Raw genomic sequence first — 24,624 nt, 5'->3', positions numbered from 1 at the left:
CAGAATAGCGAGATTTTTGCAACGATTCGTTCACAATCCGGACGACCAAACAATGTTGCCCGCAATTTGTAGATACGCTAACAACATGTCCGTGCGATCACCTCTTGGTCTCCCCCATGGATTCCTTGCCTGCACCTTCAGTGCGTGCGTCCTCGCAAGCCTGGTTGGTGCCTGCGCACCGAACCTGGAGACCCAAAACTCGTCCGCTCACTCTTCCGCATCCCTTAGCTCCGAAAACTCGTCCGCATCCAGCTCCGCCGCGGGCAGCACGGAAGCCACCAGCCACGCCGGGCTATCACCGCTTGGCGACGCTTCCCTGGAGCGGCACGAACAGCCCGCGAAGGAGCAAACCGCCCTCGTGGTCACCTCGGTGCGCGCCGCCAGCCACCACGGCTTTGACCGCATTGTGTTCGAAGCCACGGGTTCCGGCGAGCCGGGATGGTTCTGCGATTACACCGACAACCCCTCCCAACAGGCAAGCGGCAACCCCATCGAGGTGCCCGGCGATACCGCCCTCGAAGTGCTGGTCACCGGCACCACATATCCGTTCGAACTCGGCCTTGAGGACCCGCAAATCGGCCGCGTGGAAATGAACACCGAACTGATCACGGACGTCCTCGACGCCGGCAGCTTCGAAGGCCAAACCCAATTCGTGATCGGCATCAAAGGCGAGCGCCGCCCCTATTCCGTACAAGTGTTGGAAAATCCCACCCGCGTGGTGATCGATATCCTGCATAACTAGGCGTAGCTCGCCTCCGCGCGCCAGCCGCCCGCGACCCAACACACCAGGTAGGCATTCCCGCCCGCCACGACCTGCAAACGGGCGCGCGTCCCCTCCGGCCAAGGGCCCGCCCACGCCGTGACCTCATGCCGTTTCCCGCGCACCTGCAATACCGCCGGAACCGCGCTGAGCAGGGATTCCTCATCGATTTCCACGGTCGCCCCGGCGGCATCGACGAGCGTCACCTTGCCGTCCATCAGCCGCGCGGGATGGGGTCCCGGCAGGGCCCCGTTCCACTGCGGCGCATGAGTGACCGGCTCCCCGTAGGGCGCGAATTGCACGCGTCGCGCCACCCCGCGGCCTCCTGCGAGGACCGGTTGCAACACCCGATCGGGCCCCAGCGTCGCCTGCACGCGCTCGATAACTCGTTTGATTCGCTCTTCGGGCCGCGCATCGCCCCACAGCCCCGCCGTATCCGGAGCGCTCACCTCCAGCGGATCCAGCGTCAGCGCAACAATTCCTCCCTCCTCGCTTTTCGACGCCCCGCCCGCCAGCCACCCATCCAACTGCCACCGCACGCGGTCCGCCATGCCCGATTCGGACAGAGTTTCGCGTGTCCGCCAAATGCGTTCCAGGCTTTCGCCATCGCCAAACTCCGCTCGAATACACAATCGTTGGCACGCCACGCCGTAATACTCCAGTTTGGTATGCAGCTCGTGGGCCAATTGGCGGCCCGCGAACGCCGCCGCGTCCACCCGGACCATGGGTTCCTCCGGACGATAATGCACCGGCAGGTACACCCCCGGCAACGAGGGCGCTATTCGACGCTGTGTTTGCCCCACAGAAAGGCGATAAATATGTTCCCCCGCAGCCCCGAAACGCGCAACCATATCGCGAGGGCCAATATCCGCGACGTCTCCAAGCGTGCGTAAACCCAGCTCAGAAAGGGTTTGGACGGTACCCTTATCCGCCGCAAGCGCCTCTTCCGCGGCCAATATCCGCAACGGTTGCTGGCGCAAAAACCCCTGCGAAGCCCCAGCCGGGACCAGAGCAGGTGTTCGAGCGGCGATAATCGCGGTGGTGATTTCATCGGCCACGCCGGCACACGAATCCACCCCCCGAAGGGCGGCGGCATCCACCAGCAACTCCACGGCGCGGTCCTCGCTGCCGTGATATTTGGCGGCCGCGCGCGCATCCACGGCGACCAGCCCGGGGCGCAAAACCTCCACCCCGGCGGCGAAATCATCCAGGGCCGCCACCACTTGTTCGAACGCTTCTGCGTCTCGACGCTGATCTTCCGCAACCACCTCCAACCGTGGGCACAACGCCTGCGCATGACGCACCCGCACCCCGCGCCGCACCCCCGCTTGCCGAGCCCCATGACTGCACACCCAAACCTCCCCTGCACGCGCCACAGCCACGCATTCCGCCTGGTCAGGCAGCGCCTGCACCGGCCAATCCGGAAACCACAACACCAGAAACCGCATCGCTACACCACCCGCAGCAGCGACATTTCCGCACGCCGAACGGGCTCACCGACATGCATCGTAGCGGTATTGCGCAGGCCCCGCGCGGACACTTCCACACTTAGCTCTACCGTTTGAATCCTGCCGGTGCCGCGGCCGACGCCATGAAAGCCACGAACCGTCGCACGCAACCGTACCGCCGGATTTGACACTTCCGCACCCACGACGATTATCGACGCCGTGCCCCGCCGCAACTTCCCCAGCAACGGACGCGCGCGGCTCGGCGTTACCTCCTTTTGGGGCAGATAGCAAAACACCAAATCCAGCCCCTCACTGAGGGTCGCGGCAACGGAAAGTGGCTCTATTCCGGGGTCCGGAACGCATACCACGCGGGCGAACACATCTTCGTATTCGCTCATTTCGGCGAAACAGAGTTCGGGCCAGCCAACCACCCCTACGGTCTCTCCGTGGCGCGCCGCATGCACAAGCAAGTGCACCACCAGGGTCGGACACTCGTTCATGCAGGCCATGGTTCGGCGCGCCAATCCCCCGCCCGGAAGTAGGCCCGACAATGCCTCCGGAACTGGGATTATTCCTGCGAGGGCTGGTTGTTCGGCGGCGATGCTAGTCTGTACTCCCGCCACCCCGATGGCCGCCATGCGCCCCCGAAGGGCACGGATGCGTTCGTCTCGAGGCAATGCCCGTAATGCGGCATCGCCCCTCTCTCGAACACTTGTTCCCTTCATGGGATCCAGTATCCCCGTTCGAACACACGTGCGCAACTGCGGTGGGGGGTAGAACGGTTGGCGACGAAACCATAACCTTCCGGTGACACTTAGCACTGAATCCATAACGCTTCAGGCAACTTTTCCCCAACCCATAGCATGTTCGCTCACAGGCGTTATAGCATCACCTCTAAGCTTTTTAATAGATATAAAACTCGGAGCACAGGACATGTCGTTTGCCAAACGATCAATCAAAGTTTTCATCGGCGCCACCCTTGTTTCCGTAGGGCTCTTATGGTTCCTCCAGGGCACGCACCTCATGGAGGCCGCGCCACTTGTGTGCGCCGGAACCTGCACCCCCATCACCGAACGATCTCTCACTTGGACCATCATCGGTTCGGCCACCATCGCCCTCGGCTGCGGCTTCCTCTCCTACGCGGTCACCCAGCCCCCGAAGCATCAACCATAACGCCACACCCAACTTGCCCAATATATTTTGGCTGCGAAATCGAAATTGGCAAAACGCCGTAACAGCCCCTCTGCGGCCCCATTCTCCCAAACCCTTACCGCGCTATGGGCCAAAGGCGTTACAGGAGCTCAATGCGTTGCCAGCAACTTTTCCCGAGTCCCGAGTTGAACGTTGTCTACCGATATTTTTTACATCAAAATCCCGAAATCTGTGTAAAAAATATCGCGGCTGCGGCCCTGGGCGGCCCCGAACGATGAAAATTACACAGAATCGGCGTTTCGTGTGTAAAAAATTTCATGTGAAGTGCACTACCTAATTCCTAGGTCCGAAATCCGGCCCAAAATCAGCCATCCCCTCGCCGACCCTCACCAAACCCGTCCCATCCCCCCGCCGACCCTCACCAAACCCCCGATAATCCCCGCCAACCCCCGCCGACCCGCCTAGTCCAAGTCCCTCGACCGCGCCCAGCGCGTCAACGCGTGCCGGTTTGATTGTTGGGTTTTCCGCAAGATATTGGAAGCGTGCGTTTCCACCGTCTTCACGGATATAAAAAGCTCCTTACCTATCTCCTTATAGGTATAACCGCGCGCCAGCAAGCGCAAAACTTCCAGCTCGCGGCGGGTCAAGGCATCGATCACCGGGTCGGACACCGCAACTTTCCCAGATTCGGTGGCGCTATCGGCATCGGGGGCATCCACAACACCCACGCCGGCCACCCGATCGGGTGCACAAAACGCATCTAGTACAAAACCCGCCAAGCGCGGCGAAAACACGGCGTCACCCGAGTGGACGCGCCGCACTGCGTCGATAAGTTCGGGGCCGGAAATCGTTTTGGTTACGTAACCGCGGGCCCCGGCGCGGATCACGGAGATCACGTCTTCCGCAGCATCCGAAACACTGAGCGCCAAAAATTTGGTCGGGACGTCAACCGCGCGAATCACCGCCTGCCCGCCGCCCTCCGGCATGTGCACGTCTAATAGCACCACGTCAGGGCGGCTATTTCGGATTCCATCTATAGCCCCTCTCACGCTGCCTGCCTCTCCAACGATCTCCAATGCCGATGAAATTTCCGCTCGAACACCTGAACGAAACACCGAATGATCATCAACCAGAAACACCGTGCACATACCGCCTATGCTACGGCACTTGCGTCACCTGGGCCGCTCCCGGTGGGCCAGCCGGGGGGAAGTGCAGCAAATCTTCGGCAACTTCCGTGGATCCCTGCGCGACCTGGATGCGCACTTCCGTCCCGGATTCCGAAGAGCGGATTGCCGTCGTGCCGCCCACGCGTTGAATCCGCCCGATTATCGAGTCCCGCACACCGTGGCGATCCTCCGGCACGGCCTCGATATCAAAGCCGCAACCGCGATCGCGCACATAGATCTCCAATCCGCTCAGGTTTTCGGCGTACACATCGAGCTGCCCCACCTGCGCGTATTTCGCGGCGTTGACCATCGCTTCCCGCGCAGCCAGCACCGCAGCCTGGGTTTCCACGGTCAGTGGCGAATCCGCGCCTACCGTCACGGGCGCAATATGCACCCCAAACATATCTTCGACTTCAGCGCAAGCCCGCCCCAGCGCGGTAAATGTAGTAGTCGGCCCGGTCTTTTCGGATTCGAACAGCCATTCGCGCAACTGCCGTTCCTGCGAGCGCGCCAGCCGGGCCACCGCCTGCGGATCGTCCACCTGCTTCTGTATCAGCGCCAGCGTCTGCAGCACCGAATCATGCAGCCGCGATGCGATTTCGGCGCGTTCCACCTCCGCCCGCGTAGCCGCCCTCGCTTCGGTCAGCGCATCCCACATGCGCAGCCACAGTGGCAACCCCAGCACCAGCACCCCTGCCAGCGTGAGCACCACCGAGATTATCGACGCCATGAACACCGCCGGGGTTTCCCAGTTCAGCATGGCCAGCACCACGCCCGACCCAAGGAGTATGACTCCGGAGATAATCGTTAAAATCCCCCTCGAAGATGTGAACGAATCCACGCCGCTGTCCATGGCCCGCCAGGCAAAGACCGCACCCAATCCCAGCGAAGCCACGGCCAGCAATGCCCCGCCCTGCACGCCGGTGGCAAAGGAGAAGGACGTGATCGCGCCCAGCAATCCAAGCGCCACCAATGTCACGGAGCCGAACTTCCGCGATTTGCGGGTGTTCACCTCCGCGGGCGTGTCCTCCAATTTGGTGGAAATCCACATCAGCGAATAGAACAGCACGCCGATGCCGCCGAGCAGCATGGTAAACATCAGCACTAGCCGCACGAGCAACACATCCACACCGAGGTGCCCGGCCAGGCCGTTGGCTACGCCGGCGACCACCCGCCCTTGGCGGTAACGCACGTAAACCGGATACGGGGATTTCATAGTATCCATCGTGGCATGCAGCGTGTCGCCCAACAACCATGCACCTGCAAGACCAGGGTTTTCTCAGGGCAAACCCTGATGCCGGGCGGCGCACACCGCGGGCACCATAAAGGTGAGCGCGGCCGCACCACGGCGACTCACACCGAACATTACCCAACTGCATTACCCAACCGAGAACAAAAGGACTTTGAATCATGGCAACGAAGAAGCACCGCAGGTGGCCGTGGGCACTCTTGGGGCTTTTTGCGCTCTTTGTGAGTTTGCTTATCACTACGGTCGGCGACGGCACGTACATCGTCACCGATGCCAGCGATATCGATGTCCGCGTGACCGATCAATCCAACCTCGAGAAGAGTTACATGACCGATGTTGGCGATATCACCCTCGACCTCAGCGAATTGAACACGCTTTCGCAGGACACCGAGGTGGAGCTCATGAGCAATATCGGCAGTATCAATGTCACCCTGCCGAAAAAGGTCACCACCATTGTCCGCTGCGATTCCAATGTGGGTCAGGTCGATTGCCGGGACGCCGCCGGCGACCGCAGCTCGCCCAAATTGACGCTCATTGTTTCCACCGATACGGGCCAGGTCACCGTCAAATAGCCGCCACCAAGAACCCATCGCCCCCAAGGCAAAATTCACAGCGCATCGAATAATATACCCCTGCACCCCCTCGAAATTATGAGGTGAAAGGGTTTGACCCTAAGTTAGTATGCATGAATGCTGTATTACTTGCGGTCATCGTCATGCTTGTTCTCGCCCTTGCGCGAGTGCATGTGGTGCTCGCGCTGTTTATCGGCGCGCTCGTCGGCGGGCTGGTCGGCGGCCTCGGCCTCGATGGCACCATGGTGGCGTTTCAGGATGGCCTGTCCCACGGCGCGAAGATCGCACTGAATTACGCCCTGCTTGGCGCTTTCGCGATGGCGGTCGCTTCGTCCGGCCTGCCTCGCCTCCTGGCGGATTGGCTGATTTCCAAGTTGGGGTCCGCGGATGACAATGTAAAGGCCAAGGCCCACGCCGTCACGAAATGGGGCTTGCTAGCTGGCATTATGGCCATGGCGATCATGAGCCAGAACTTGATCCCGGTGCATATTGCATTCATTCCGTTGCTGATTCCGCCGCTGCTCACGGTGTTTAACCGCCTGCAATTGGATCGCCGCGCGGTGGCCTGCATCATGACTTTCGGCCTTGTAACCACCTATATGTTCGTCCCGCTGGGTTTCGGTAGCATCTTCCTCAACGATATTTTGCTGGGCAATATTCATAACGCCGGCATGGAAACCTCAGGCATTAACGTGATGAGCGCCATGGGCATCCCCGCGCTCGGTATGTTCGCCGGCGTGCTCGTGGCGGTGTTCTTTTCTTATCGACGCCCCCGTGCTTACGAAAACATCCCCATCGTCGCCGCCAGCGCGCGCGAGGACCAACCGGTATCGCGATACAAGGTGATCGTGGCCTTGGTCGCCATCGTGGCCACTTTTGGCATCCAAGTGGTGATGCAATCCATGGATCTGGAGGCGGATTCCCTGCTCGTGGGCGCCCTCGTCGGCTTGAGCATCTTTATTGTCACCGGCGGCGTGAATTGGCGCGAGGCCGATGATGTGTTTACCTCCGGCATGAAGATGATGGCGCTGATCGGCTTTATTATGATCGCCGCCCAGGGGTTCGCGTCCGTCATGAACGCCACCGGCGAAATCGAATCTCTTGTCGACGCCTCCGCCGCGCTATTCGCAGGTTCCAAAGCCGCCGCAGCCATGGCCATGTTGATCGTCGGTTTGATCGTCACCATGGGCATCGGGTCTTCCTTTTCCACCCTGCCGATCATCGCCTCCATCTACGTGCCGCTATGCGTCTCGCTGGGCTTCTCCCCCTTGGCCACGGTCGCGATCATCGGCACCGCCGGTGCCCTTGGCGACGCCGGCTCCCCCGCCTCCGACTCCACCCTCGGCCCCACCGCCGGCCTCAATGCCGACGGCCAACACGACCACATCACCGGCTCCGTGGTCCCGACCTTCCTGCACTTTAATATCCCCCTCCTGATCGCCGGCTGGATCGCCGCCATGATCCTGTAGCAGAACCACCCCACCGCAGCAGGTTTCCGGTATTTTTAGCGTAGGAATATCCGCACATTCACGGTGGTCTTACATGCATCGCTTCTTGCTTCCCGCCCTCGCAAGCGTCTTGCTGTGCACTTCCTGCGCCTTGCTGCCCATTGGCGGGCCCGGCACCACAAGCCCCGAACCGGAGGTTGTCACCGTGACGACGGCCGTGCCCGCCGAGCGGGACGAAACGAGCGACGTCGCCACGCTGGACGTCGATACGCAAACGGAGCCGGGGGCCACCTTAACGCCGAATGCGCACCGCAACCCCGGCTGCCCCGGCGAACCAAACTCCCCGGAAATCGCGCGGAATATCCCCAATGTGCCCAAGCCGCACGACTCTCGGCATAGCGGCTGGACCTACCACGGCGACAGCAACTACGACACCTGCTCCGACCTTACCTACGCCACGCTCATGCCGATGGACTACCCGTCCGTGGAATTTGAGATGCAACTCATGCTGTTCCATAAGGGCGAGTACCTTGGCGTCGGGGCGCTGGTGCCTGCACAACACGTGGTGATCGCCACCGACAATCGTTCCGTGACCGTCCGCTATAAGGATTGGGAAGCCTTCTACGCCAGCGAGGACCCCAACGCGAAATCGGAGGATTTTATCGCCGACGTCACCTATGTGTGGGCCGGCGACCACGTGCAGGCGGTGGGGCGGATCCCCAACCAAAACCTCTAGGCGTTGCCGGCGCGCGGAGATTGAACGTTTATTCCCATTCGATGGTGCCCGGCGGCTTGGAGGTGCAATCCAAGACAACGCGGTTGACGTCGGCGACTTCGTTGGTGATGCGGGTGGAGATCTTCTCCAGCACGTCGTACGGCAGGCGGGTCCAGTCGGCGGTCATGGCGTCCTCGGAGGAGACGGGCCGCAGCACGATCGGATGCCCGTAGGTGCGGCCGTCGCCCTGGACGCCCACGGAACGGATATCGGCGAGCAGAACCACGGGGCATTGCCAGATCTCGGCGTCCAGCCCGGCGGCGGTGAGCTCGGTGCGGGCGATCAAATCCGCAGCTCGGAGGGTTTCCAGGCGGTCCTCGGTCACCTCGCCGATAATGCGGATCCCCAACCCGGGACCGGGGAATGGCTGCCGGTTGACAATCTCCTCGGGGAGCCCAAGCTCGCGGCCCACGGCGCGGACCTCGTCCTTAAACAGCAGGCGCAGCGGCTCCACGAGCTTGAATTCCACATCGTCCGGCAAGCCGCCAACGTTGTGGTGGCTCTTGATATTGGCGGTTCCGCTACCGCCTCCGGATTCGACTACGTCGGGGTACAGGGTGCCTTGGACAAGGAAGTCTACGCTGGAGCCGGCCGGGGCATCGGCAAGCACTTGGGCGACGGCACGTTCGAACGCACGGATGAATTCGGCCCCGATAGCTTTGCGTTTCGCCTCGGGGTCGGTCACGCCGGCAAGCTTTGCCAGGAATGCCTCGCGCTCGTCGAGGGTGACCAGGTGCGCGCCGGTGGCGGCGACGAAATCCTGCTGCACCTGCTCGCGTTCCCCAGCGCGCAAAAGACCGTGGTCCACGAACACACATGTGAGGCGGTCGCCGATCGCGCGTTGCACCAAGGCAGCGGCCACCGCGGAATCCACACCGCCGGAAAGCCCGCAGATGGCGCGCCCGGTGGGGCCCACTTGTTCGCACACGGCGTCGATGAGCTCTTCGGCAATATTTGCGGGCGTCCAACTTTGCTCAAGGCCGGCGACCTCGGTAAGGAAGCGCACCAGAACTTCCTGGCCATGCGGGGAATGCAGCACCTCCGGGTGGTATTGCACGCCCGCCATCCGGCGCTCCTGACATTCGAACGCAGCTACGGGAGCACCCTCGGAACGGGCGGTCACGCTAAATCCGGCGGGGGCCTCGGTCACGGCGTCCCCGTGGCTCATCCATACCTTGTGCGTGGCCTCGAGACCGGCGTGCAGCACACCGCCCTCAACCTGCAAATCCGTTCGCCCATATTCGCGATTCCCCGTGTGCGCCACAGTGCCGCCCAGCGCGTGCGTCATGGCCTGAAAACCGTAGCAGATACCAAACACCGGCACCCCCAACTCCAGAATCGCGGGGTCCAGCGCGGGGGCGCCCGCCGCGTACACGGATGCTGGGCCGCCGGAAAGGACCAGCGCAGCAGGGTGTTTCGCCGCGATTTCGGCCGCGGTTGCGGTGTGCGGAATGACCTCGGAATAGATGCGGGCTTCCCGCACGCGGCGGGCGATGAGCTGGGCGTATTGCGCCCCGAAATCAACGACAAGGACGGGGCGATGGATCTGCTGAGTCACGCTACAGCATTCTACTGCATTGCCTGCGATTCAATCGCAGCGATGTCTCCGCCTATTGTTTCGATCTCTAGGGTGAGTATCCCGCTCGCCGCCTGCGGGTTGTGCAATTCGTTCGTACATTCGGCGATGGCGTGGGTGGCGGTGCATTTGGTGCGCACGCGAACCTCGGTGGGCAGGTATATGATCACCGCCGCGCCGTCCGTATATATGTTCACGGTGCGGTCCGCCGGCAGGGGCGCCAGGCCGCTTAAATCGAACTCCACCGAGTCCCCGATCGAGGCGTAGCCATCGCGCAATTGTTCGCCCGTTGTTGCGGTGACCGTGTAATCGCCCGCATATACGAATCCCGTGTGGAGCGGGTTAAAGTCCGGCGGGGCGGGGATCTGCGCGCCGGTGCCCGCTATGGCGGCCGCACGGGCCTCTTCCAGGGCGGCGGTTGCCTGGGCCGCGGCGGAGCTGGCCTCGGATTCCACGCTGGCCATAACGCTGGATTGGACGCTGGAGGCGGAGGATACGGCCGTTTCCACATCGTCGGGTGTGGCATTGCACCCAGCGAGCAGCGCGGCAATGGTGGCACCTACCGCAGCACCCGCGACCTTCCTACGCATCGAACTCCCTTTCCACTGATTCGCGCTTGCTTTGCTTTGCGACGCCGCGCCCTAGTTCGCCGCTTCCAGCTCAGCGACCTCCACCTTCCCGCCGGTGACATCGAGTTTCATCCGCAGCGCTTCCCCGGAGGCGTCCGAGTTATAGCGATCGGTGGGGCATTCGCCCTCGCCGTCTTTGATATCGCACTGCAATTCCACGGGGACATCTTTGGGCAGGATCATGCTGACGCCACCGTTACGCACATGCACATTGACGGTGGTTTCTTTGTCTAGGGGCGCGAGGTCCCCTAGGTCAAAGTACGCGGTTCCGTCGACGAGTGCGTAATCGGCTTTCAGGTCGCTGCCTTTGGTGGCGGTGACCGAAAACGCACCGCTATAAACCTTACCGGTGCCCAAGGGGTCGAATCCTTCGGGGGCTGGAACCTCCTGCCCGCTATCAAGGAAGCTGGTGTCCAGCTGCGTCGTCTGTGTAGCCGACGATTGTTCCTCCTGGGTGGCTGCGCCGCCGCAGGCGCTTAACAGGAATGCGGCTGCCGTGGCGCACCCGATGACCGATAGTTTCTTCAGCATTGTTCTCCAATTACCCAAAACCGATGTTAGGACCACCCTCAAGCTACCGAAGTTGCTACGGGGCCCGCCGCCCCCTTGCCCTCTCTTGAGGGCAATCGGTTAGCCGCCGGGAGTCACCGTACCCGCACATTCTAAAACCACGATCCCGGACTCGGATACCCGCAGCTGCGCGTCAATGCTAAACACGCGCCGCAGGTTTTCGGGTTTCAGCACCTCCAGTGGCGGGCCTTGGTCGAGCACCCCACCTTGGTGCAGCACCACGATGTGATCGCAAAAGCGAGCGGCTAGGCCCAGGTCGTGGATAGCGGCCAAGACACACACCCCGCGCTCGTGCGCGAGTTTGACGCACAGGTCCATCAGTTCGTATTGGTGGTGGATATCCAGGTGATTGGTGGGTTCATCCAGCACGAGGGTCTGGGCGTCTTGGGCGAGCGCGCGGGCCACGTGGCTGCGTTGTTTTTCGCCACCGGACAGGCGGCTCCACGGTCGATCGGCCAGGTGTTCGATGTCCACATCGACCAAAGATTGCGCCACCACATCACGGTCGTGCTGCGTCATGCTCGCCCATGGCCCTTTGCCGGCCACCCGCCCGAGGGACACGATTTGCCGCACCGTCAGGTCGGTTTCGGAATCGGTGTATTGCGCCACAAACGCGAGTTGGCGCACCCGTTCGCGCCGCGGATAGGACGCCAGCGCTGCACCATTGATGCTGATGCCGCCGCCGTATTGGTGCACTCCGGCGATAGCGCGCAGCAGCGTTGATTTGCCGCAACCGTTTGGCCCTACCAGCGCGGATACGGTGCCGGGCGTGCAGGTGAAATTGACGCCGCTGACTACGGTTTTGGGCCCGTACGCTACCGACGCATCGCGTAGTTCTATGCTCACAACCGTTGACCTCGCTTCAGGATCACAAAGAACATGGGCACGCCGATAATGGCGGTAAACACACCCACGGGCACTTCCTGCGGGTTAAACACGGTGCGCGCCAGCGCGTCTGTGATCACTAGGAACGCGGAGCCTAGCAGCGCGCTCACCGGGATGAGCTGGGCGTGCGCGGGCCCGATCATCATGCGTACGGCGTGTGGCACGATCAAGCCGATAAAGCCGATGGCGCCCACGGAGGATACTGTGGCACCGGTGAGCAGCGCCACGGTGATCAGCGTGATGGAGCGGACTCGCGCCACGGGCACACCCATGGATTCCGCGGTGTCGTCGCCGAAGCTGAGGCAGTCGAGGTAGCGGGACATGGCCCACAGCACGAGGCTGCATAGGGTGCATACCAGCGCCACGACAGTCAGCGAGTCCCACCGCGATGCCCCGAGCGCGCCGAGCAGCCAGAACATCACGCCGCGTACGGAGTCTGCGTCGCCGCGCGCCATCAAGATCAGCGAGGTCAGCGCGGAGAACAGCTGCCCCACCAGCACGCCCGTGAGCACCACCCGGGTGGAGGAAAAGCCGGATCCTTTGAGCAGCGCCATAAGCAGGCCGAAGGATGCCAGCGCGCCGATTGCCGCACCGCCGGTGAGCCCCAGTGCCGCACCCCCGCCAAACGACGCCGCGGAGGTGAGCACGATCACCACTACAGCGCCGGTTGAAGCGCCGGAGGACACCCCCAAAAGGTAGGGTTCCGCCAGGTCATTTCGGGTGATGGCTTGCAGCGCTGCACCTGCCACTGCGAGCGCGCCGCCGACGATGGTACCCATGAGGATGCGGGGAATGCGCAGCTCAAACAGGATTGATTGCCGCAGCACGGAGGGTTCTGGGTATGCCGCGCTAATAAACAGGCCCGTTTTGTGCGTGATAGCGCCCCACACCTCCACCCAGCTTAACGACGCCGCGCCCAGAAACAGGCTCCCAGCCATCGCCGCCGCAATCGCTAGGATGCCAAGGATCCATAGGATTGCGGGGTGGCGTTGCTTCCTCATTCCTGCTTGGCCAAGCCGTCGGCAATAACCTGCAGGGCGTGTGCGGAGCGCACGTTAGCGTCGAGCTCCACACCGGGGACGATGATGAAGCGTTCGTTTTTCACCGCGTCCAATTGGCTCATGGCGGGGTCTTTTTTCATGGCTTCGATCTTGTCTTCGTAGCTATCGCCGGGGGCACCACGTTCCTTGAGGTCCGCTAGCACGATCACCTCGGGGTTGCGTTCCGCGATTGCCTCCCAGGCGACCTCGGGCCACAGCTCGTTGGTGTCCTCGAACACGTTCTTTACGCCTACGATGTCGCTGATGCTCTGGCCAACACCGGTTTTACCCGCGACATAGGGGGCACCCTTATACACGGAGTATAGGTACAGGACGGATAGTTTATCCGCGTCTTTAATGTCCTTGCCTTTGGCATCTTCGATGATCTTCTGTTGCTCCTCCACGAGCTCCTTCGCACGACTTTCAGCGCCAAAAATAGTGCCCAACTCGGTGATGTCTTTTTCGATCAGATCGAACGCGTTCTTGCCCTTGTTCGGCTCGTAATCGCGGCATTCCACATTGCTGTAGTATGCGTTTACCCCAAGGTCTTTGAGTTCTTCGCGGGTACCCGCACCATCTGCGGTAAATACCGATTCGAATGGCGAATAGACAAAATCCGGATCCACCGAACGCAATTGTTCCGAGGTGGGTACCCGTTCGGCGATCTTTTCAATGGCCTCGTACTTGTCTTGGTATTCGGGGAGCACGGCGGTCTTGAGGTTTGCGGTGCCTACCATCTGCTTTTCCACGTGGAGCGCCAGGAGCGTGTCGGTTGCCGCTTGCTCGGTGGATACGGCACGCTGGGCGGTGGATTTGAATTCCAATTCAAATCCACAGTTATCAATCGTAAAAGCGGAACCGGAGCCCGCCGCATTCTTGTCCGATTCCACATTTCCACCGCAGGAAACCAACAACCCAGAAATCGCGGCCATTGCCACGGCGGAATAAATATGACGCTTCAACATGGTGACCCTTCTGCACATGTGCACGCTTTTCGAAAAAACTTTTCAATAAATTAGACTACTAGAGCACGCAGAAGAAAGAAGCATAATGCGCCAACTTTTACGCAACGCCATATTTATCAAATTATGGTCGGGATCCACCGCCAGCGGGCTGGCAACATGGGCATTACCATTTATCCTCGGGCTGCAATTGATCACCAAAGAGCTCGATGCAACCCAGTTGGGCATTATTCTCGCGGTGCGCACCATCGGTTTCGTTGGCATTATGCCCCTAGCAGGCGTGATCGCGGACATCGCATCCGCAGTACGCACTGTGCGGATCGCAGGTTTGATCGCCGCCATTGGCAGCGTTGGCATTGTGGTGTTCTCGCCCTCGCTGGTATTGATGTCACTCAGCGCAGCCGCGATCGGCGCTGGCCAAGGCGCCTGCCGCCCCGCGTTTCAATCGCTTATCGCTGCAAATATCGTGGGCCCGCAACGGCAGGCTGCGAACGCGGCAAACACCCTTTCGGTGCGTTTGGTCATGGTGGTTGCCCCAACCCTGGTGGCCATCGGCAGCCGCACCCTCGGCACCGAGGTGTTATTGCTGGTCACGGCGGCCCTGTGGCTTATCGTGGCCGCAAGCACCGTCGGCGCCGCCGAGGCCCCACGTAGCGAGCACCAATCCTTAATCAAGGGCTTTCGGGAAGGTTTCCAAGAGGCCCGCAGGCACCGCTGGTTTATGGCCGGCTTGGGATTGCTCGTGGTGGTCATCATGCTGGGGTATTCCGCCACCGGCGTGCTATTGCCGCTGGTCAGCGTGGATATTACCAGCACGGACACGCTACTAGCTGTGGCCACCACCGGCTACGGCCTAGGCGCCATCATCGGCGCCGTATTGGTGATCCGCTGGACACCTAAATCCCAAGGTTGGTGGGCCTTCGCCGGGCTCGCCGCCTATGGACTAGTAGCAGGCGCAATGGCCGTGGCCCTAAACGGCTGGAACTGGTGGATCGTCGTCGCCATCTATGTCCTCGCAGGTATTGGCATCGAGGTGTTTAATGTCCCCTGGTTTACCTGCGTCCAACGCGAAATAAAACCCGAGCTTATCGCCCGAGTATCCTCCATCGACTTCCTGATCTCCTATGGGCTCGCCCCCGCCGGGCTCGCGCTCATGGCCCCGGCCGTGCAACACTTCGGGCTCGAACCCGTATTGTGGGCCACCACCATCGCGTGCCTCGGAGCTGGGGCCTTGGCCGCCACCGTCACCGGAACCCGCACCTTCCACGACCCCCGGCTCGACCGCGACCCACGATAAATCTCCGGCCCAACGATCCAGGGCAAAGCAGGTCAGAGATAGCTGTCCCCCGCCACGGATGCCCCTCGCGAAATCGATCGTGCACTTCGCATGAAGTTTTTTACACCAGAATCGCCGATCCGGTGTAATTTTCATCATCCAGGGCCGCCCAGGGCAGCCAGCGCGATACTTTTTACACAGAATCGCCGTTATTCGTACCTTGCCATTGAAGATGTGAACTTTCGGAAGCTTCCCCGTGATGGTCATGGGGATGAGGAAGGAAGGTTCAAGATGTCTGTACAGATCCCTCCGGTAGATCCGGACCGGACGTTTACTGCGGAGCAGCGCCGGGAGATCGTGTTGGCCCATGCGGAGACCAAGCATGGTCTGAAGGGAGAGTTCCTCCGGGCGGCCGGGGTGACGCCGAGGCAGTTGTATTTGTGGCGGCGGCAGCTTGCGGCGGGCACGCTCGACATCGGGTTAACACCGCGAGAAAATATTCCTATGAGTGATGAAAATATCGTGGAGTTTTCTCGGCTGACACAGCGCAATCAGGAGTTGGAGGCGCTTAACGCCGAGCTGGGGCGGAGCGTGCGAAGTGGAGACCGAGCGCGCGAAGTGGGAGACTGCGCGCGCGCGAAGTGGAAACACGTCACGCCAAATTGGAGGCGCGGATCGCTGAATTGGAAAAGGTGGTTGCGGATAAGGATGCTGCCACCACTGCGCATGCCAAGGCGGTGGAGGCGATGGGAAAAGCTATCGCCGCCATGCAAAAATATACCGATCGTTGATGCGTGGTGGCCGGAAACTTTCCCCAGAGCAGCAAGCCGATTTCGATGAGTTCGTTAAGCTTGAAGACCATATTTTAGAGTTGCTTGCGGCGGCTGGCTATACCCAAAACGCGGCATTGAAGCTGCTTGGGCTTGCGAAAACAACCCTGTATTACCGGCGGCATCCGCGGCCGAAGAAACCACAACACCAAAGGCCGCGCCGCCGAAAACGATTAGCGCCCCGGAGCGTCAACGTATCGCCGCATTGCTTCGCGACGGTCGTGAGCAGGGATTATCGGTCTATAAAATCTTTTTCAGCCATGTCGATTCCGAGGAGCCCTTGCTCGGCTCATTGCGGACGTTTTACCGCGTGAACAATGAAATCAAAACGGTGCCAGCACCGCTGCGCCACGGCGCGCCACGGGCGCCGCAACCACCACGAATAGTGACCGCGACACGGCCCGGCGAAGTCCTGTGCTGGGATATCACCTGGCTCCCCGGATCCTTTATGACCAAGGGATTTCACCTCTACACCGTGCTGGACTTGCACTCCCGTAAAATCGTCGGCCACACCGTACAACTGCGCCAAGACAAACACATCGCCACCGACCTCATCGCCCAAGTCATCGCCGCCGAGCAGCTCAACCACGCCAAGGTCCGAGTCCTGCACACCGACAACGGTGCTGTCATGACCTCCACCCAAATGCGCCAAATGCTCGACGCCAACGGCGTAGAACTCTCACTCATCCGCCCCGGMGTATCCAACGACAACCCTTTCGAAGAATCCTCCCACCGCACACTCAAACACCACCGCTACGCCTTAACCAGCTACCCCAATATCAAGGCCGCCGCCAACACCATGGCCTCCATCATCGACGCCTACAACAACCACGACCCACACAGCGGCCTCGCCGGATTCACCCCACAACAGGTCTACACCGGCGAATGGAAACCACTACTCAAACACCGCAAAGCAAAGGAAGAAATCTACTACAACACCTACCCCCAACGACGCCCACCACGATCCATGTTCCAACCACCACCAGCCACCGTCGGCATCAAAATCGGAACACCACCACCAACCCCACAAAACCAAGTACAATAAAACCAAGAACAATCAAAGAAGTTCACAACTCAATGGCACGCGGCGATTTGTGTAAAAAATATCGGTAGACACCGTTCAACTCGAGCCCGGCGAATAGGTTGTCCACAACGAATAGCTCAAGGTTTTCGTCACTGTGACGTAATTCGCCCATACCGTATATCGCGCGGGCGAACTGATGCCTCCAGTGGCCTAGTTATTGTTGAGCACAAAATAGTTATAAACGACATTTCTAAAAGCTCTATAGCCACACCCACCCGCGTGGCATACATCTACATCGAGGCACCCACCGCGCAACAGAAGCCCGCCAACGAGCCCAGACGGAAAGGTCGTGCACTTCGCATGAAGTTTTTTACACCAGAATCGCCGATCCCGTGTAATTTTCATCATCCAGGGCCGCCCAGGGCCGCCAGCGCGATACTTTTTACACAGAATCGCCGTTATTTGTGTAAAAAATATCGGTAGACACCGTTCAACTCGACGTTTAGGGATTCGTTGCGGGCAACGTTATGGGTTGAAATGACGCCTTTTACGCCACTCGCCAATATCCCAACAAGGGTAACGAGTTTCAAGCGCTTAGCGGGGCAGCTACGGCGGGGGCCAGATGGTTCGAAGAATCTCGAACTGTGCGGGGGCGGTTCGAGGTGCGGAAGTCCAAGGTTTCGCTGGCGCTGCGCGTCTGGGCCGGTCAGGCCGCAACCCAGAACACGGCACTAGCAGCTAGCGGCACACCGTCAAATCCACCTTTTGGAAACTCTTCAGATCCGTGTAGCCGCCCTTGGCCATGGCGCGCCGCAGCCCACCAACGAAGTTTCGGTCGCCAAAGGCACTTGAGGTCGGGCCGAGCAGGATAGTCTCCAACGAGGGGCTGGTATCGTTATCCTCCGCCGCAAAGACCGCGCTGGAATACACCGCACCTCGGGGGAATCGAGGATGCCCGGCGGTGGACGGCCAGAACAATCCGTGGGCGGCTGATTCCGCGGCGTCGGCAAGCGGAAGGCCGAGCATCACGGCGTCGGCGCCACAGGCAATCGCTTTCGCCGCATCTCCGGAGGTGAAAATGTCCCCGTCGGCGATGATGTGCACGTAGCGCCCCTCGGTTTCGTCGAGGTAATCGCGGCGGGCGGCGGCGGCGTCGGCAATCGCGGTGGCCATTGGAACATCCATGCCAAGCGTCGGCTCGTTGGTGTTCGTGCCGCCACCGACGATCACGCCCACTGCGCCCGTGCGCATTAGATGCAGCGCGGTGGAATAATCGACCACGCCGCCGACAATCACCGGCACGTCCAGCGCCCCGATAAACTCCTTCAGGTTCAGGGGCTCGCCGCCCTCGGCCACGTGCTCGGCGGAAATCAGGGTGCCCTGAATGATCAGCAATTCCGCGCCCGCCTGGATCACCAACGGCGCCAGTTCGCGGGCCCGCTGCGGGGACACACGCACCGCCAACGTCGTACCGGATTCGCGCACCTGAGCGATGCGTTCGGTGAGCAACGTTTCATCGATCGGCGCGGCGTGGAGCTCCTGCAATACGGCGATGGGGCGGGTGGATTCGAAATCGAAATCGCCGTCACCGCCCATCGTTGCCTCCCGCACTCGCTGGATCGCCGCGTCTAAGTCCGCGTGGCGGCCCCACAGCCCCTCCGCATTGATCACGCCCAGCCCGCCGAGGCGGCCCATTTCGATCACAAATTCGGGGGAAGCCAGGGCGTCGGTGGGGTGCGACATTACCGGGATATCGAACGAGTATGCGTCGATATGCCAGGAGGTGTCCACGTCCTTAGAGGAGCGAGTACGGCGATTCGGAACGATCGACACATCGGAGAGACGATACCCTACTCGGGCTTCCCGGCCTTTGCCGATTTCCACATAGTTACGCATTGCGGTCCTTTGAGCTAGCGCTGGTAATAATTCGGGGCTTCAACGGTCATTTGAATATCGTGCGGGTGGGATTCCCGCAGCCCAGCCGCAGTGATCTGCACGAACTTCGCGCGCTGCAGCTCCTCCACGGTAGCAGAGCCGGTGTAGCCCATCGCCGCCCGCAAACCGCCCACCAGCTGGTGGGTAATGGAATCGATGGACCCCCGGAACGGCACCCGCCCTTCGATGCCTTCCGGCACGAGCTTTTCCTCGCTTTTCACGTCGGCCTGGAAATAGCGGTCCTTGGAAAATGAACGCTTCTCCCCGGACAAGCCGCGCCCCTGCATGGCCCCCAGGGAACCCATCCCACGGTACATCTTGTACTGCTTGCCGTTGACCACCACGGTTTCGCCCGGGGCCTCCGCGGTGCCCGCAAGCAGAGAGCCCAGCATCACGGTGGACGCCCCCGCCGCCAAGGCCTTGGCGATATCGCCGGAGAATTGCATGCCGCCGTCCGCGATGATTGGTACGCCCGCCTGGTGTGCCGGCACCGAGGCTTCCATAATGGCGGTGATCTGCGGGGCACCCACGCCGGCCACCACGCGCGTGGTGCAAATGGAACCGGGGCCAATGCCCACCTTGATGGCGTCCGCCCCTGCCTCGATCATGGCTTTCGCCGCGGTGCGGGTGGCTAGGTTGCCGCCGATCACATCGACGCGGTCACCGAACTCCTTTTTCACGCGCGCGACCATGCTCAGCACGCCCTGCGAGTGCGCGTGTGCGGAATCCACAACGAGCACGTCGACGCCCGCATCCACCAGCGCCGCGGCGCGGTTCCAGGACTCCTCGCCGGTGCCGATGCCCGCACCCACCAGCAACCTGCCGGAAGCATCCTTGGAGGCGTCCGGATATTGTTCGGTCTTTACAAAATCTTTCACGGTGATCAGGCCGACAAGCACGCCCTGATCGTCCACGATGGGGAGTTTTTCCACCTTATTGGCGCTCAGCAGGCTCAGCGCATCCTTTTTGGATACGCCCTGTTTGGCCACAACGAGTGGCATGGGCGTCATCACCTCGGCGACGCTGCGGCCAAAATCCGCCTCAAAGCGCATATCCCGGTTGGTGCAAATGCCCACCAGTTTGCCTTGATCGTCCACCACCGGCAGGCCGGAAATGCGGTAGCGAGCGCACAGGGCATCGACTTCCCCGATGGTCATATCGGGGGTGCAGGTGATCGGATCGGACACCATCCCGGATTCGGAACGTTTGACCAATTCCACCTGCTCGGCCTGGTCTTCCACGGAAAGGTTGCGGTGCAGCACCCCCATGCCGCCCTGCCGGGACATGGCGATGGCCATGCGGGCTTCGGTGACGGTGTCCATGGCTGCGGAGATCAGCGGGATATTGAGCCGGATATTGCGGGTGAGCTGACTCGACGTATCCACTTCGCTGGGAATCACATCGGACGCGTCCGGTAGCAACAACACATCGTCGAACGTCAGTCCAAGCAAGGCTACCTTGTGGGGATCGTCGCCACCGGTGAATACGCGCGTATCAGTCATATGAGCCGTCCTTATATGAATGCATTTTTGTGCTATGCCTGCGGGGTATAGGTTGCATCAAGCCTAGTCCTTTTGCGTACCAAGGAGGTAACCGCCGGGACGGTTGCCCGCACAAGTGACCAACCAATACTGTTGCAGTGTGTACTACAACGACCGCATGCCTCCCGATCCGTTTGCCAACGACCCCAACGATCCGGCATCGTTTTTCGACGATGGCGAAACTCTGCCCCCATTAAGCCCAGAAGAACGGCTCGAGGTGATTCGAAACCTCGAACTGCTGCACGAATTCCGGAAAGTGCTTGAGCCCCGCGGCATCAAGGGCATCTTTTTCCTCTGCGAGGATTGTGAAGAAAACCATTACTACGACTGGGACATTATTGACGCAAACATGCGCGCCACCTTACGGGGAGAACTCGCACCCGTGCATGAACCCAGCGCGGAGCCCACGGTCATGGCATATGTACCGTGGGACTACTGCTTAGGCTATCTCGACGGGATGGAAGCGAACCGCTAGTTCCCGCCGTTATTGTCTCCCGGGGGGCTCGGCTCAGCCGTGGGCTGAACCGGATCCTGCGGGTTCGGATTATCCGGGCCGCCCGGCGTGGGGGCCTGGCTGGTCGGCTGTTGGGCCGGAGCGGGTTGCTGCACAACCGTCACCGTTGCGGTCACGGTCACGGGCGGCGGGGGTGCCGCCGGTGAGGACGGTTCCTCAGGTTCCTCCGTCTTCGGCTTCTCCGAGGTGGAGGTGGCAACCGGGCCTTGGGTCACCGTCACGGTGGTCACCGGGCCGGAATCACTGCCCCGCTTGGACTGGATATCGGCCGCCATACTCCTAGCCTGGTCCAGCAATTCCAGCGCGCCTTCGACATCGCCGCGACTCCGGGAATCATCAGCCTGCTCCAGCGTGGAGGCAAGCTCGACCACAGCTGCATGATCACTAAACAATGCGACATGAGCGCCCCATAAGGGGGAGCCGGGGCCAGCATTATAAATGGCAATGCCGGATCCCGCGATGGCCAGCGTGGCGGCCGCCGCACCGATAATGCCGTGCATCAACGCCTGGCGGAAGCTACGTTTGGGGCGGTGGGCGGATAGGTCAATGACCTCCGCGTCCTCGTACTCCTCTTCTTCGAACTCCTGTTCAGAAGCGGGGACGACGTTACGCAGCGGCGGCATGGCGGTGGTAGGTGCGTCAGTGACCAACGGGGCAGGCGGCATCGGCGCTTCAACCTCAGCCTTGAGGCCCAGCAGCAGCCCTGCCAATTCGTCCGCGCCGTCCGACGGATCCACACCACGAGCCAGCTCATCCAAGAACGCGTCATCAGCGAGCACGAGGTCTTTCTCGTGCCCGTTCGCGCCTGAGCCTTCGACTCCGCGAAGATGGTTCATCTACGCTCTCCCACGTTTTCCAATTGCTTCCTGAGCGCCGTGAGTGCGCGGTGTTGCGCAACCCGGACAGCACCAGGGGTACTTCCAACAATATCCGCAGTTTCTTCCGCAGATAGTCCGACAAAAACTCGCAAAATAATAATGTCGCGAGCCTTATCACTTAAACCATCGAGAAGATGGCGTACTCTGTTACTTCCATCGCTGACCAGCGCATATTCCTCAGGTGTATCGTGCTCAATTGATTGCTCAGGGAGCTCTTCAGTTGGGTTAGATAAATCCCTATGGAAGCTTCGGTGAGCGTCAGCGACCTTGTTGGAGGCGATCCCGTACACAAAGGCCATAAATGGCCGTCCACGATCCACATAGGAGCCGACCGATGTGGAAACGGCTAGGCAGATCTCCTGCGCCACATCCTCCGGAGTGGGATGGCGCCCACCACCCAATCGCGCACGACAGTATCGCAGCACTTGAGGGTGGATGATCTGCATGATTCTTTGCAGGGCCCTCCGGTCACCATCAGCAGCAAGTGGCACAAGCTCAGCAAGCTCAGCCTCAGACTCACTCACCGGCGAACCCCTTCCTTTGTTCATGCGATGCCCACTGGCATATGACAAGGTCCAATCGTACCGCGAAAACCTAACGACTGTGTCTCAGCTTCCCTATAAGTGTAAAGCCCCAGCGTCAACAGTATAAGTAGTGCACAATCGCAATTTTCATGGCGCGACACTAATCCAAAAAACGCGCAAACCCGCCGACCTTTGCGTACCCTAAGTTTAGTGAGGTATGCAAAAGTGACGGGTTTCGGGTGTGAAATATTAGCTACCCATGGGTGTGCGCGTGCGGGGCTGCGGGCGCCGGCGGCTCCGGCTTATCCACAACCGACGCCTCCGTGGTCAGCACCATGCGGGCAACGGAGGTTGCGTTCACCACGGCGGAGTGGGTCACCTTCACGGGGTCGATGATCCCCTGCTCCACCAGATTGCCGTATTCCAGGGTGGCGGCATTCAAGCCCTCGCCGTTGGGCAGCTCGGCCGTCTTGGCCACCACCACGGCGCCATCCAGGCCGGCGTTCTCGGCGATCCAGAAGCACGGCTTTGCCAATGCGCGGGCCAGCGCCAGCACGCCCACCCGAGCGTCGCCTTCGAACTGGTCTGCGTATGCGGCGATCTCCTGCGCGATCTGCACCAGCGCGGAACCACCACCTGCGATCACGCCTTCCTGAGCGGCGGCCTTCGCGGCATTGATGGCATCCTCCACGCGCAGCTTCCGCTCACCAACCTCAGTTTCCGTGGCGGCACCCACCTTAATAACGGCGATGCCACCTGAAAGCTTGGCCAGGCGTTCCTCCGCCTTTTCGCGGTCCCAGGTAGAGTCCGTACGCTCGATCTCGCGGCGGATCTGCGAACGGCGGTTTTCCAAGGCTTCGGCGGTGCCCGCGCCGTCGACAATAATGGTGCGGTCCTTGGTCACGGTGATGCGACGAGCGGCGCCGAACGCGTCCAAGCCAATCTCGTGCAAGTTCACGCCCACCTCGGGGTCCACCACGGTTGCTGCGGTGACCACGGCAAGGTCGTCCATAAACGCTTTTCGACGGTCGCCAAAATACGGTGACTTCACAGCCACCACCTTCAGCGTCTTCCGAATGGAGTTCACCACCAGCATTTGCAGCGGCTCGCCCTCGATATCCTCGGCGACGATAAGAACTTGCTTTCCAGACTCGACGATCTTCTCCAATACCGGCAGGAAGTCGGGGAGCGAGGAAATCTTATTGCGGACAAGCAGCACCAGGGCGTCGTCAAGCACGGCCTTTTGCGCGTCTACGTCGGTAATAAAATACGGGGACAAGAAACCCTTATCAAAGGAAACGCCCTCCGTAATATCCAACAAAGTTTCGATCGACTGCGATTCCTCGACGGTAACCACGCCGTCCTTGCCAACCTTTTCCATGGCGGCGGCGACCATATCGCCGATCTCCGTATCGCGGGAGGACACGGTGGCAACATTGGCGATATCGCGCGCGCTCGACACCTCGGTGGCGCGCTCCAGCAGCAGCTCCACGGTACGGTCCGCGCCGGCCGCGATGCCGCGATTCAGCTCCACCGGGTTCGCGCCCGCCGCCACGTTCCGCAAGCCCTCACGGATCAGGGCCTGCGCCAACAACGTTGCGGTGGTGGTGCCGTCGCCGGCGATATCGTTGGTCTTTACGGCGACGGACTTCACCAGCTGCGCGCCAAGGTTTTCGAACGGATCCTCGACATCAATATCGCGGGCGATGGTCACGCCGTCATTGGTTACGGTCGGGCCGCCGAAGGGCTTATCCAGCACCACGTAACGGCCGCGCGGGCCGAGCGTCACCTTGACCGCATCGGCGAGCGTGTCCACGCCCGCCTGAATGCCCTTGCGGGCCTCCTCATTAAAAGCAATAAGTTTTGCCAT

General features: G+C 60.9%; 24 protein-coding genes. 9 read left to right on the top strand and 15 right to left on the bottom strand.

Going from position 1 to position 24,624, the window contains the following annotated elements:
* Positions 1-85: 85 nt before the first annotated feature.
* Positions 86-742, top strand: coding sequence for an AMIN-like domain-containing (lipo)protein (locus CCANI_RS02330; protein WP_246118234.1), 657 nt, complete (start codon positions 86-88; stop codon positions 740-742).
* On the opposite strand, the gene CCANI_RS02325 is transcribed toward CCANI_RS02330, so the two are convergent.
* Positions 739-2,208 (bottom strand): DNA polymerase Y family protein, encoded by a 1,470-nt coding sequence (locus CCANI_RS02325; protein ID WP_146324657.1) that lies wholly within the window; start codon positions 2,206-2,208, stop codon positions 739-741. The two genes, CCANI_RS02330 and CCANI_RS02325, sit on opposite strands and share 4 nt — an antisense overlap.
* Before the next feature lie 2 nt (positions 2,209-2,210).
* Entirely contained in the window at positions 2,211-2,933 is a 723-nt protein-coding gene (gene imuA' / locus CCANI_RS02320) for a DnaE2-dependent mutagenesis accessory factor ImuA' (RefSeq protein WP_146324656.1), read from the bottom strand.
* Positions 2,934-3,141: 208 nt separating this feature from the next.
* On the opposite strand from imuA', the gene CCANI_RS02315 reads away from it, so the two are divergent.
* A complete protein-coding gene (locus CCANI_RS02315) occupies positions 3,142-3,381 on the top strand; it encodes a hypothetical protein (RefSeq protein WP_146324655.1) in 240 nt (79 codons plus the stop codon).
* 440 nt (positions 3,382-3,821) lie between these two features.
* Here CCANI_RS02315 and CCANI_RS02310 read toward each other — a convergent pair whose 3' ends face one another.
* Entirely contained in the window at positions 3,822-4,508 is a 687-nt protein-coding gene (locus tag CCANI_RS02310; RefSeq protein ID WP_146324654.1) for a LuxR C-terminal-related transcriptional regulator, read from the bottom strand.
* A 10-nt stretch (positions 4,509-4,518) separates the two neighbouring features.
* Positions 4,519-5,742, bottom strand: coding sequence for an ATP-binding protein (locus tag CCANI_RS02305; RefSeq protein ID WP_222432950.1), 1,224 nt, complete (start codon positions 5,740-5,742; stop codon positions 4,519-4,521).
* Positions 5,743-5,936: 194 nt separating this feature from the next.
* Between CCANI_RS02305 and CCANI_RS02300 the strand changes: the two genes are divergently transcribed.
* From CCANI_RS02300 to CCANI_RS02290, 3 genes are all read left to right on the top strand, one after another.
* Complete coding sequence (locus CCANI_RS02300; protein ID WP_146324652.1) at positions 5,937-6,347, top strand: LiaF domain-containing protein; 411 nt, start codon at positions 5,937-5,939, stop codon at positions 6,345-6,347.
* Positions 6,348-6,460: 113 nt separating this feature from the next.
* Complete coding sequence (locus tag CCANI_RS02295) at positions 6,461-7,816, top strand: Na+/H+ antiporter family protein (protein WP_146324651.1); 1,356 nt, start codon at positions 6,461-6,463, stop codon at positions 7,814-7,816.
* Positions 7,817-7,889: 73 nt separating this feature from the next.
* A complete protein-coding gene (locus tag CCANI_RS02290) occupies positions 7,890-8,531 on the top strand; it encodes an LppP/LprE family lipoprotein (protein WP_146324650.1) in 642 nt (213 codons plus the stop codon).
* A gap of 28 nt (positions 8,532-8,559) precedes the next feature.
* Here the strand turns inward: CCANI_RS02290 and guaA are convergent, their stop codons facing one another.
* The 6 genes from guaA to CCANI_RS02260 all read right to left on the bottom strand — a co-directional run bounded on the left by guaA (position 8,560) and on the right by CCANI_RS02260 (position 14,235).
* Positions 8,560-10,128 carry a glutamine-hydrolyzing GMP synthase gene (guaA, locus tag CCANI_RS02285; RefSeq protein WP_146324649.1) on the bottom strand — a complete coding sequence of 523 codons (1,569 nt, stop codon included), beginning with the start codon at positions 10,126-10,128 and terminating at the stop codon, positions 8,560-8,562.
* A gap of 11 nt (positions 10,129-10,139) precedes the next feature.
* Positions 10,140-10,736: a hypothetical protein gene (locus tag CCANI_RS02280; RefSeq protein ID WP_146324648.1), complete on the bottom strand. Its 597-nt coding sequence runs from the start codon at positions 10,734-10,736 to the stop codon at positions 10,140-10,142.
* A gap of 51 nt (positions 10,737-10,787) precedes the next feature.
* Positions 10,788-11,306 (bottom strand): hypothetical protein, encoded by a 519-nt coding sequence (locus tag CCANI_RS02275; RefSeq protein WP_146324647.1) that lies wholly within the window; start codon positions 11,304-11,306, stop codon positions 10,788-10,790.
* A 99-nt stretch (positions 11,307-11,405) separates the two neighbouring features.
* Positions 11,406-12,191 carry an ABC transporter ATP-binding protein gene (locus CCANI_RS02270; protein ID WP_146324646.1) on the bottom strand — a complete coding sequence of 262 codons (786 nt, stop codon included), beginning with the start codon at positions 12,189-12,191 and terminating at the stop codon, positions 11,406-11,408.
* Positions 12,188-13,231: a FecCD family ABC transporter permease gene (locus CCANI_RS02265; RefSeq protein ID WP_146324645.1), complete on the bottom strand. Its 1,044-nt coding sequence runs from the start codon at positions 13,229-13,231 to the stop codon at positions 12,188-12,190. The genes CCANI_RS02270 and CCANI_RS02265 overlap by 4 nt, the downstream gene beginning before the upstream one ends.
* Positions 13,228-14,235, bottom strand: coding sequence for an ABC transporter substrate-binding protein (locus CCANI_RS02260; RefSeq protein ID WP_186750286.1), 1,008 nt, complete (start codon positions 14,233-14,235; stop codon positions 13,228-13,230). The genes CCANI_RS02265 and CCANI_RS02260 overlap by 4 nt, the downstream gene beginning before the upstream one ends.
* A gap of 85 nt (positions 14,236-14,320) precedes the next feature.
* On the opposite strand from CCANI_RS02260, the gene CCANI_RS02255 reads away from it, so the two are divergent.
* The 3 genes from CCANI_RS02255 to CCANI_RS02245 all read left to right on the top strand — a co-directional run bounded on the left by CCANI_RS02255 (position 14,321) and on the right by CCANI_RS02245 (position 17,383).
* Positions 14,321-15,529 carry an MFS transporter gene (locus CCANI_RS02255; protein WP_146324643.1) on the top strand — a complete coding sequence of 403 codons (1,209 nt, stop codon included), beginning with the start codon at positions 14,321-14,323 and terminating at the stop codon, positions 15,527-15,529.
* Positions 15,530-16,149: 620 nt separating this feature from the next.
* Entirely contained in the window at positions 16,150-16,299 is a 150-nt protein-coding gene (locus CCANI_RS02250) for a hypothetical protein (RefSeq protein WP_290211531.1), read from the top strand.
* 244 nt (positions 16,300-16,543) lie between these two features.
* On the top strand, positions 16,544-17,383 hold the full coding sequence (locus CCANI_RS02245) for a DDE-type integrase/transposase/recombinase (protein WP_290211530.1): 840 nt from the start codon (positions 16,544-16,546) through the stop codon (positions 17,381-17,383).
* A 717-nt stretch (positions 17,384-18,100) separates the two neighbouring features.
* Here CCANI_RS02245 and CCANI_RS02240 read toward each other — a convergent pair.
* Positions 18,101-19,258 (bottom strand): GuaB3 family IMP dehydrogenase-related protein, encoded by a 1,158-nt coding sequence (locus tag CCANI_RS02240; RefSeq protein WP_146325389.1) that lies wholly within the window; start codon positions 19,256-19,258, stop codon positions 18,101-18,103.
* A gap of 14 nt (positions 19,259-19,272) precedes the next feature.
* The gene (guaB, locus tag CCANI_RS02235) at positions 19,273-20,799 is read right to left on the bottom strand and encodes an IMP dehydrogenase (protein ID WP_146325388.1); all 1,527 of its coding nucleotides are present in this window, start codon (positions 20,797-20,799) and stop codon (positions 19,273-19,275) included.
* Positions 20,800-20,938: 139 nt separating this feature from the next.
* Between guaB and CCANI_RS02230 the strand changes: the two genes are divergently transcribed.
* A complete protein-coding gene (locus tag CCANI_RS02230; protein ID WP_186750363.1) occupies positions 20,939-21,313 on the top strand; it encodes a DUF5319 domain-containing protein in 375 nt (124 codons plus the stop codon).
* Here CCANI_RS02230 and CCANI_RS02225 read toward each other — a convergent pair.
* The 3 genes from CCANI_RS02225 to groL form a co-directional block, all read right to left on the bottom strand.
* Positions 21,310-22,188 carry a hypothetical protein gene (locus CCANI_RS02225; protein ID WP_146325387.1) on the bottom strand — a complete coding sequence of 293 codons (879 nt, stop codon included), beginning with the start codon at positions 22,186-22,188 and terminating at the stop codon, positions 21,310-21,312. The two genes, CCANI_RS02230 and CCANI_RS02225, sit on opposite strands and share 4 nt — an antisense overlap.
* Positions 22,185-22,778, bottom strand: a complete 594-nt coding sequence (locus tag CCANI_RS02220) for a sigma-70 family RNA polymerase sigma factor (protein ID WP_222432966.1) — start codon at positions 22,776-22,778, stop codon at positions 22,185-22,187. The genes CCANI_RS02225 and CCANI_RS02220 overlap by 4 nt, the downstream gene beginning before the upstream one ends.
* Positions 22,779-23,007: 229 nt before the next feature.
* Complete coding sequence (gene groL, locus CCANI_RS02215; protein ID WP_146325385.1) at positions 23,008-24,624, bottom strand: chaperonin GroEL; 1,617 nt, start codon at positions 24,622-24,624, stop codon at positions 23,008-23,010.

It is taken from the genome of Corynebacterium canis (assembly GCF_030408595.1).
GTDB lineage: Bacteria > Actinomycetota > Actinomycetes > Mycobacteriales > Mycobacteriaceae > Corynebacterium > Corynebacterium canis.
The sequence above is the reverse complement of the archived record's forward strand: the minus strand, read 5'-3'. Positions and strand labels throughout refer to the sequence as shown.